Below are 8962 nucleotides of genomic sequence, written 5' to 3' on the forward strand. Positions count from 1 at the left end.
AGGTTCATTTCGAAAAAAGAATAATAGTTTTTGGCCATTCCCTTGGGGCCTGTTGATTTCCGTTCCCAGGCACTCGCTTTCCGCGGGCAATCCGCGAGCCTCCTCGGTCGCTAACGACCTGCGGGGTCTCGCCTGGCTTGCTTTTCCCGCAGGAGTCTCGTGCCCTTCACTCCTATTTAACTGGGTTAGAAAGTTGGGCAGCAGTAGAACCAAGCTTATTTTATAAAAGCTATATGTAACACTGAGATGACTAAGCCTTCCTTGCCCTGTCCGTCGTGTGTTCTGAATTATGGTATAAACTCTGATTAGACAATAAAGGCTGACTCCTCGGAGTCAGCCCTTTAACCATCATGATTGGATTGTTTTATTATCCCTATCGACTATAACACTATCATTTTTCATAAAAGGCCACCAATTGGCTACTCCAAAGATTTTAACCATTACTGGTACAAATAATGGAAGAATCACTAATGAGTAAAGACTGAGACCTACAAGCAGAATGGTGGCAATTTGCAGAAGTGATAATACGCCTGCAGGCATCATAGCTGCAAATGTTCCGCCAAGAATGACAGCCGCTGAAATGATAACAGTACCCATTTTTCGCATGGAGAACAGAATCGCTGTCTTTACTGGCATATCGCGATGTTCATTAAACCGGTCCATTAAAAAGATACTATAGTCAATTCCAAGAGCTATTAGGATAACGAAAGCGAAGAACGGTACCGCCCAGCTGATTCCAGTATAGCCAAGCCAATTGACAAAAATCGCTTCTGAAATGGCCATCGATGTATAATACGTCAAAATTAGAGATGCAATGAGGTAAAGCGGCATAATGAATGAACGAAGCAGGATAACCAATATGATTGCAATTCCTGCTAGCATTAAGACAACTGTGCGGGAATAGTCATGATCGGAGATTGTGTTAAGATCACTATAAATACTTGTTACACCGCCAACAGCTATCTTCGCATTTTCAAGCTTTGTATCTTTTACAGCTCTCTCAACTGCCTGTTTAATATCATCCACCCGGCTGATGGCTTTGTTTGAGTATGGATTGACGTTAAATACAACATCCATCGTCATAACTTTTCCATCCTTGGAGATATAGGCATCCATAGCCTGTGCAAAATCCTTACTGCTAAGAACTTCATCAGGAATATAAAAACCGTTTCTTTTAACTTGTGAAACTCCATCCAAATAATCCTGGGCGGAATTAAGCCCTTTTGACACTTCATTTAAACCATTAGCACTTTGTGTAAGTCCATCTGTCAGCTGATCAAGCTGGCCGCTTAGGCTTCCAAATCCGTTCAAAAGCTGCTGCTGGCCATTTTGAATACCATTCAGCCCGCCGGTGAATTTCGAAAGATTACCAATGATTTGTCCCTGCCCATTGGCCATAGCATCAAGTCCTGCTTGCTGCTGGCTGATTCCATTAATCAGGGCCTCCATACCCGCAATAAGCTGCTGCTGGCCAGAGATTAGAGTTTCAAAGTTAGTATTTGCCGTGTTTAAGCCGCTTTGTATCCCTGTCAGTCCACCGTTCAGCTGCTTAATACCACCGTCTAACTCGCCAAGCTTTCCTTGAACAAAAAGGACGGTTCCTTTGATTTTATTATAATCTTGATCATTTTCTACATCATATTTGCTTTCAAGATTCGCAAAATTTGTGTTTAGTGAACCGAGTCCTGCCTGCAATCCGGCAACTCCTGTTTCAATTCCCTGGTATTTCTGCTGAAGTGTTCCAATTCCTGCAGCAGCCTGTTGATACCCTGCAAGCAGCTGCTTACTTCCGTTTAAAATAACTTCAGAGTTGGTTTTAATGTCTTCCAAGCCCTTTTTGATTTGAGAAGATCCTGCTGAACCTTTTTTCAATCCTGTTTGAATCTGTTCCAATCCAGTTTTTAATGGAACCATTCCATCCTTCAGCTGTTTAGTTCCATCAATAAGGCTTCCAATTCCATATGTTGCTTCCTTTAACTTTGGAGCAGAAGCCCCCATTTGTGAACCGGCCTGGTTAAGACCGCTGCTGATTTGTTTGATTCCATCATTTCCTTTTCCCAAACCACTTCCCAGTGTTTGAGCCTGTTTCGAAATATATAAGTCATCAATCGGTTCGCCGGTTGGGCGTGTTACCGATCTTACGACAGAGACATTATCTACTTTTTTTAATTCCTGGCTGATTTGTTCTGCTAAGGCAATGTATTCAGATGAGTTCATTTTTTCATCATTTTTTATTACCACCTGAGTAGGCATAGATTCGCCAGGTCCAAAGGAATCTGAAACAATATTAAATCCTTTAATCGAGTTAAAATTATCGCCGATTTCCTCAAGTGAGTTGTAAGATAGCTTTCCATCATAGGTAAACAGGAAAGGTACCGAAATAACGGCAACGATAATGAGCGCTATAAGCGGGCGGGCAAGAGCGAATCCACCGACAGTACCCCAAAGCTTGCTGTCACGATGCTCCAGCTTGCCTTTCGCTGGCCAGAAAAGCCTCCGTCCAAGCACAGACATAAAAAAGGGCACAACCGTAAACAATGCCAATAATAAAATGGCTACTCCAACCGCGACTGCAGATGCAGATTGATAGAGTTTAAAGGTAGAAAAACCTATTGAAGCAAAACCAATCATTACTGCAAGCCCACTAAAGAAAACCGTTTTACCGGCGGTCCGATATGTTTCGATAATGGCATCTCCAACAGTTTCATGATGATTCATTTCTTCCTTAAAGCGGCTTAACAATAGAATACAGTAATCTGTTCCTATCCCAAAAAGAACGGAAACAAGGAAGGTCTGTGTAAAATTAGACAGCGGAAAATTGGCCTTATCCACTAGCATAGCAACAATCGACTGTGATGCCAGATAGCTTATACCGACCGTAACTAACGGAATCAGCGGAGCAATTACGGACCGGAATACGAGGAGCAATATTACCAGGATAAATACTACTGTAATCCCTTCCGTCTTTTTCAGGCCATCCTGTGAATTATTAACGAGATCCTCATCAATCATCCAGCTTCCAGTATAATAATGTTCAAGTTTGCAATCTTTAATAGATTGATAAAGCTCGCTGGAAATCTCTTTTGCTTCCCTTCCCTCAGCCGAAATCTTCAATGAAACAAGAATGGTTTTTCCGTCTTTCGAAACAAGCTCATCCTTCAATTGCTTTTCTTTGAAATGGCTGATGATAGAAGTAATACCCAACTTTTTCTGCTGACTTTCAAGTTTGTTAACAGCTTTTTCAGCAGCGGACAAATCATCGTCAGTTAATTTTTTATTACTATGAAAAACAAGGGCTGTCTGAACATCTTTGCCTTTGTTCTCCTTTGATTGAACGTCTTTTAATATCTTTCCTGCCAATGTAGATGAATATCCATCCGGAACCTTGATCTGTCCCTTATCACGCACAAGAGACTCCATATTAGGTGCCAAAGTAATTAAAATTGAAAGAATAGCCGCCCATACTAATAGGACAAACCATTTTCCTTTTATTATTGCTTTCATACATTCACTCTCCCAGCTGTTCCTTCTCCATTTTTTGAAGCATCTCTGATAGCTTTTCGTAAGTTACAATAAACCCTGTTATCTCTTCTCTGTCGAACTTGGTAATGATGGATTCAACCAGCTTGTGAATCCTCTTCTCCGTTTTTTCAAATAAATCAGCCCCCGATCGGGATAAGGTTAAATAAACTACACGACGGTCTGATTCGTCCCTTTCTCTGTCTATAAGACCTTTTTCAACCAGCCGGTTAATGATTGCGGTAATTGCACTTTTATTAACATCAAAAGCTTCTGCAAGCTCAGAAGAAGTGCATTTTTCGGCATGGTGTATGTAGCGCAGCATATAATGCTGATCATTGGTCAGGTCATTTCCTATCTGCTCTTTGATCAGGGTTTCAGCTTTCTTTGTAACTTTAAAGGACACATTTACATAACGATCTATGAGTTCCTGAATCAGCTTTTTATCCACCCTTTGCATCCCCCCTTATTAATAGTTAAACACATGAATAATTCAACTGTTTAACTATATTTCAAATCCGCTTTTCCTGTCAATATCTTCAGGAAGAAATACACTAAATAAACAAAAAAAAGCTCAGGCTTCCTGGCCCAGCTTCATTTGGTATATATTTTATGGATTTTTAAAAATGGGCAATTCCTTCTCTTTAGCGAAGGAACTGGCAAGCCCCATATGGACATAACCCTGTGTTCTTGTCGGCTTAAAAGCCTATTCAAAAAAGGATTGATTGTATTTTTCCAAAAGTTTTCCGAACATTTCCTTTTCCTCTTTAGTCCATTTTTGCAAAAGCTCTGAAACCCTTTTTATCCTGGCTTGTTTGGCTTCCGCCCACTCTTTTCTTCCCAATTCTGTAATCTCGTAGGTATGAAATCTTCCATCCAGAGGATCTTGAATACGATATACATACCCCTTTTGTTCCAGTGCTGCTGCTTGTCTGCTTACAGTAGATATATCAAGCTGAAATTCATCAGCCAAAGTTTTTACACCAGCTGAACCGCGTGACACAATTCTTTGAAGCAATAAATAGGCAGAACGGTCGAGGTTTCCCAGCTTATTTCGGGTGGTTATTGATGTTGTTCGGCGGATTATAACGGCCAGCTCGAGTTCAATGGTCTCCAGCGTTTTTTCGTTCATACTAACTACCTCACAATTTCAATTTCTTGATTTCATCATAACATATAGCTTTTATTATGTAACACCAGCCATATTTCAAAAATACTATTGACATGTTAATAAGTGGTTGTATAATACAATCATATCCTTTTGTAACACAATTAAACCAGATAATGGATTATTCCCAGGAGGGTTTTATGCAAGCTCAAGATTTTATGATTACTCAGGTCCACAAAGTAAAGGACAGTGATACAGTCCGCTCCGTTATTGAAAAATTTATTGACTACCGCATTAGCGGTCTGCCGGTCGTCAATGATAAAAATGAGATTGTTGGATATATCAGTGACGGTGATATTATGCGTTATATCGGCCGCCATGAAGACCGTGTAGTCGATTCTTTTTATTACGCCTTTGTCATTATGGGAGATGAGGTGGAATTTGAAGAAAGAGAACGCAGACTGCTTGATCTAAATGTAATGGAAATTGCTAAAAAGAAGATTATGAAGGTCCAATGGAATGAAAGTATCGAAAATATTGCCGCCCTTTTAGGTAAGCGGCAAATAAAAAATTGCCTGTCGAGCGAAATGGAGTACTAGTTGGGATCATCAGCCGCGGTGATGTCATTAGGCATTCCTTTAAATCGCTGCTTTAAGATAATTAAAGTTTAATAGCTTCAAAGATTTAGTAACTAAAATTAAAAACAAAGGGGAATAACGAATGTCATCAACACCTAAAACAATAACTGCTCAGAAAACGGGTGCTGCAGAAAAAGAAAGCACCCGAACACAATCAAAAGCAGTCTGGGCAGTCTTTTTCGCCTCTATCATTGCTTTTATGGGGATAGGCCTGGTAGACCCCATTTTACCGGCCATTGCCCAGAAGCTTAACGCCAGCCATAGTGAAGTAACTCTGCTGTTTACCAGCTACAATGCTGTTATGGCAGTGGCCATGCTTATTACCGGGGCTATTTCATCCAGACTTGGTATTAAAGGTACCTTAATGACAGGTGTTGTTATTATAGCTATATTTTCTGGTCTTGGGGGACTTTCAAATGATATCTGGACACTGGTTGGCCTCCGGGGCGGATGGGGGCTTGGAAATGCACTCTTTGTTGCAACTGCTTTAACAGCCATTGTTTCTTTATCTTCCGGCGGTACAGCAAAAGCGATTATTTTATATGAAGCTGCCATAGGGCTTGGTATTTCTGTAGGTCCTTTGCTTGGCGGATGGCTTGGAGGAATGTCCTGGAGGGGACCTTTCCTAGGGGTTGCTGCATTAATGATCGTTGCATTTATAAGTCTAGCCATTCTTATGCCAAAAACCACTGGTACAAATGCTACAAAAGCGAAAACATCATTAAAAGATCCTTTCCGCGCGATGAAGCATCGCTCGCTTTTAGTCTTTGGAATCGGTGCCGCTCTTTATAACTTTGGGTTTTTCACCCTGCTAGCCTATGCTCCTTTTGTTATGGGGCTTGATGAACATGGTTTGGGTTTTGTCTTCCTCGGCTGGGGAATCTTGTTGGCAGCGACTTCTGTTTTTATGGCACCAGTGCTTCAGCGAAAATTTGGAACCGTAAAATCAATGGCAGTTATGCTATCCCTCTTTGCCCTTCTTCTTTTGGCAATGGGAATTTGGACGTCAACACAATGGGTCGTTATTGCGGCCGTTATTGCGGCGGGCGCTCTGCTCGGTAATAACAACACTTTGATCACAACAGCTGTTATGAACGCCGCTCCTGTTGAACGTTCAACTGCATCCGCAGCCTACAGCTTCCTGCGATTTATCGGCGGTGCCATCGCCCCTTACTTTGCTGGTAAAATGGCGGAATGGTATAATCCTTCAATGCCTTTCATCGTAGGTGCAATCTTTGTTGCCCTTTCAGTAGTATTCATTTCATTAAACCATGCTCACGTTCGACACGTAGACTCTGCTGAAGCGGGGCATTAAGAAAAGCACAAACGCCCGTTCAGCGAAACTTCTGACTGACAACCTTGCATCCTGAAGCTTTTTGACGAGCTGAACAGCAGTTTCTTGGAATAAGCTGGTGCAGGAGCACATAAGTGTTACTTGTCTCGACATTAACTTATGCTGGAGCTATGCAATATTAAAAGTGTACTATTAATAACTAGACGGCCTGGGTCATTCCAGGCCGTCTTTTTTGTAATGCATATTTTGCTTCAACAGCACCATTAGAAGTATATGGGAGTCTATGAAACTATGGAAAATGATCTTATCAAGTGTATGAATCTCATTTATATTTCTTGTGGAAAGTATTTTTTACCAAGGTATCCAGCTCCATATGTCCATACATATAGATACCCACGCTCACTCCCATCTAATGTTTAAAAAATAAAATGGTAGACGTTCCACTATTTTCTCTTTATTTTTCTAGTTTATAACTTTCATACGTGGATAAATATTAGATATATCTCAAACAAAGGAGGCAAAAATATGAATCACGGTAAAGCATTAGGATTCAAAGCTATGCTGGTTCTTCCGGTTATGTGGATAGTGCTTACTTTAATTAATGATGTTTCCTTTTTGGATTCTACCTTAATAGGTTTAGTTCTTCTGTTCCTTGCTTATCTTACCGGGGATTTAATGGTCCTTCCAAAGATGGGAAATATTGCAGCCACGATAGGAGATTTTGTTATTTCATTGATTGTTGTATGGGGCGGTATGAAAATGCTAGGCTACAATGATACATTTGGTGAAGCATTTGCAGCATCTTTAGTAGTTGCCGCTGGCGAGTATTTTTATCACAAATGGCTGGCTAAAAACCAGCTTCACGTGGACTCAGATCATTTAGCTTAATGATAGAAAAAGGATGGCAATCAACAAGCTGCCATCCTTTTTCTTATATTTTAAACTTTGTACTAAAGTATTCCCTTCTTGCGGTGAAAATTCTCGGATGCTTTCCTTGTGCGCTCAAAAATGGAATTATACGCCAAATTATCTGTTCCCTTGCCTTCCTCAATAGAGATTTACCAAGGCCTTCTTTTTAAAAAAATGGTTACTTAATTGGCAGATAAGTTTGGATTTTACGGTATTTTGTTTAATAACATCCATTTTGGGATAGAAAATAGTGCATACACCCTATAAAGGGATTGAGGGAAAGAGGGATGGGATTTGTGGATTCATAAACCGTTTTTTAAATATGCGACTGGTACTTTGCTAGTCTTATTCATTATCTACATGCTGGGAAAAATAGATTACTTCCTGTGGCCATTTCAAAAGTTAATAGCGACGATTTTCTTTCCGCTAATCATTTCCGGACTTTTTTATTATATTTTACGGCCTATTGTCGGTTTCCTGGCAAGATATGTGAATAAAAATATCAGTATTCTTATTGTGTTCCTGCTATTCTTCGGACTTGCCTATTTATTCTTCCACCTGGCCGGAGCTCCTATTTCAGGTGAAGTCCAAAACATTACCAAACAATTCCCTGAAAAAGTGGAAAAAATCTCGGATCAGTCTAAAAAAGTTTTAGGTCATAATAGCATTGGCAGCTTTTCAGTAGATAAATTGGAACAGACGGTCAATAAATATTCCCGATCATTCTTCCATTTTGTTCAAACGAATGTAACATCTATTATTAAAATCATAACAAGCATCGCAAGCGTACTTGTAGTTGTTCCTTTCATCGTTTTCTATTTGCTTAAAGATGATGAAAAAATCAGGCCTTCTCTATTAACCCGCCTTCCTGAGGACCATGTAATGGAGGGAAATAGGATTCTGCTAGATATCGATAAAACACTTTCTACTTATATTGTTGGCCAAATGATCATTGCCTTGTCAGACGGAATTCTTCTTTTCATCGGGTTTTTAATTATCGGTTTAAAAAACAGCATGCTGCTAGCCATATTCGCCATGCTCATGACAATTGTTCCTTTTCTGGGCCCCATAATTGGAATAGTTCCCGCTGTCCTGGTAGGTCTTCTAATGAATCCTTTTATGGCCGTAAAGGTCATTATTGTAGCTATTATTACTCAGCAGATTGACGGAAATTTGATAACCCCAAGAGTCATGGGAAAAAGGCTGGACCTTCATCCGCTAACGGTCATTCTTATTCTTTTGGTAGCAGGATCAATATACGGATTTATAGGGATCCTGATTTCTATCCCTCTCTATTCAGTTGTTAAAGTAACTGTAAAAAATCTTATCAAATTTTACAAACTTAGAAATACAGGGATCGTGCATAGCACAAAATAAAAGGACCTTTTCAAAGGTCCCAGTCTGTTGATAAAGTCGATTGTCAATGGACAAAATGGTAAGAATTTTATAAAATCTCCTCAAATTCATTATATTAGAGGAGGTTTTTTTATGCTT

Annotated in this window: 6 protein-coding genes and 1 pseudogene; 4 read left to right on the forward strand and 3 right to left on the reverse strand. The window is 40.0% G+C overall.

Annotation, left to right across the window (positions count from 1 at the left end):
- Positions 1 to 348 precede the first annotated feature (348 nt).
- The 3 genes from AC3WR0_RS10410 to AC3WR0_RS10420 form a co-directional block, all read right to left on the reverse strand.
- Positions 349 to 3504 carry an MMPL family transporter gene (locus AC3WR0_RS10410; RefSeq protein WP_492552253.1) on the reverse strand — a complete coding sequence of 1052 codons (3156 nt, stop codon included), beginning with the start codon at positions 3502 to 3504 and terminating at the stop codon, positions 349 to 351.
- Positions 3505 to 3508: 4 nt separating this feature from the next.
- Positions 3509 to 3970, reverse strand: coding sequence for a MarR family winged helix-turn-helix transcriptional regulator (locus AC3WR0_RS10415; RefSeq protein ID WP_492552254.1), 462 nt, complete (start codon positions 3968 to 3970; stop codon positions 3509 to 3511).
- A gap of 255 nt (positions 3971 to 4225) precedes the next feature.
- Entirely contained in the window at positions 4226 to 4651 is a 426-nt protein-coding gene (locus AC3WR0_RS10420) for a MarR family winged helix-turn-helix transcriptional regulator (protein ID WP_492552255.1), read from the reverse strand.
- Between the two features lie 176 nt (positions 4652 to 4827).
- On the opposite strand from AC3WR0_RS10420, the pseudogene AC3WR0_RS10425 reads away from it, so the two are divergent.
- The 4 genes and pseudogenes from AC3WR0_RS10425 to AC3WR0_RS10440 all read left to right on the forward strand — a co-directional run bounded on the left by AC3WR0_RS10425 (position 4828) and on the right by AC3WR0_RS10440 (position 8845).
- Positions 4828 to 5282, forward strand: a pseudogene (locus AC3WR0_RS10425) (CBS domain-containing protein).
- Positions 5283 to 5347: 65 nt separating this feature from the next.
- On the forward strand, positions 5348 to 6580 hold the full coding sequence (locus AC3WR0_RS10430; RefSeq protein WP_492552256.1) for an MFS transporter: 1233 nt from the start codon (positions 5348 to 5350) through the stop codon (positions 6578 to 6580).
- A gap of 504 nt (positions 6581 to 7084) precedes the next feature.
- Entirely contained in the window at positions 7085 to 7447 is a 363-nt protein-coding gene (locus AC3WR0_RS10435) for a DUF2512 family protein (RefSeq protein WP_492552257.1), read from the forward strand.
- A gap of 315 nt (positions 7448 to 7762) precedes the next feature.
- A complete protein-coding gene (locus AC3WR0_RS10440; protein WP_492552258.1) occupies positions 7763 to 8845 on the forward strand; it encodes an AI-2E family transporter in 1083 nt (360 codons plus the stop codon).
- Positions 8846 to 8962: the final 117 nt, after the last annotated feature.

The organism is Neobacillus sp. FW104-15D2 (assembly GCF_058790155.1).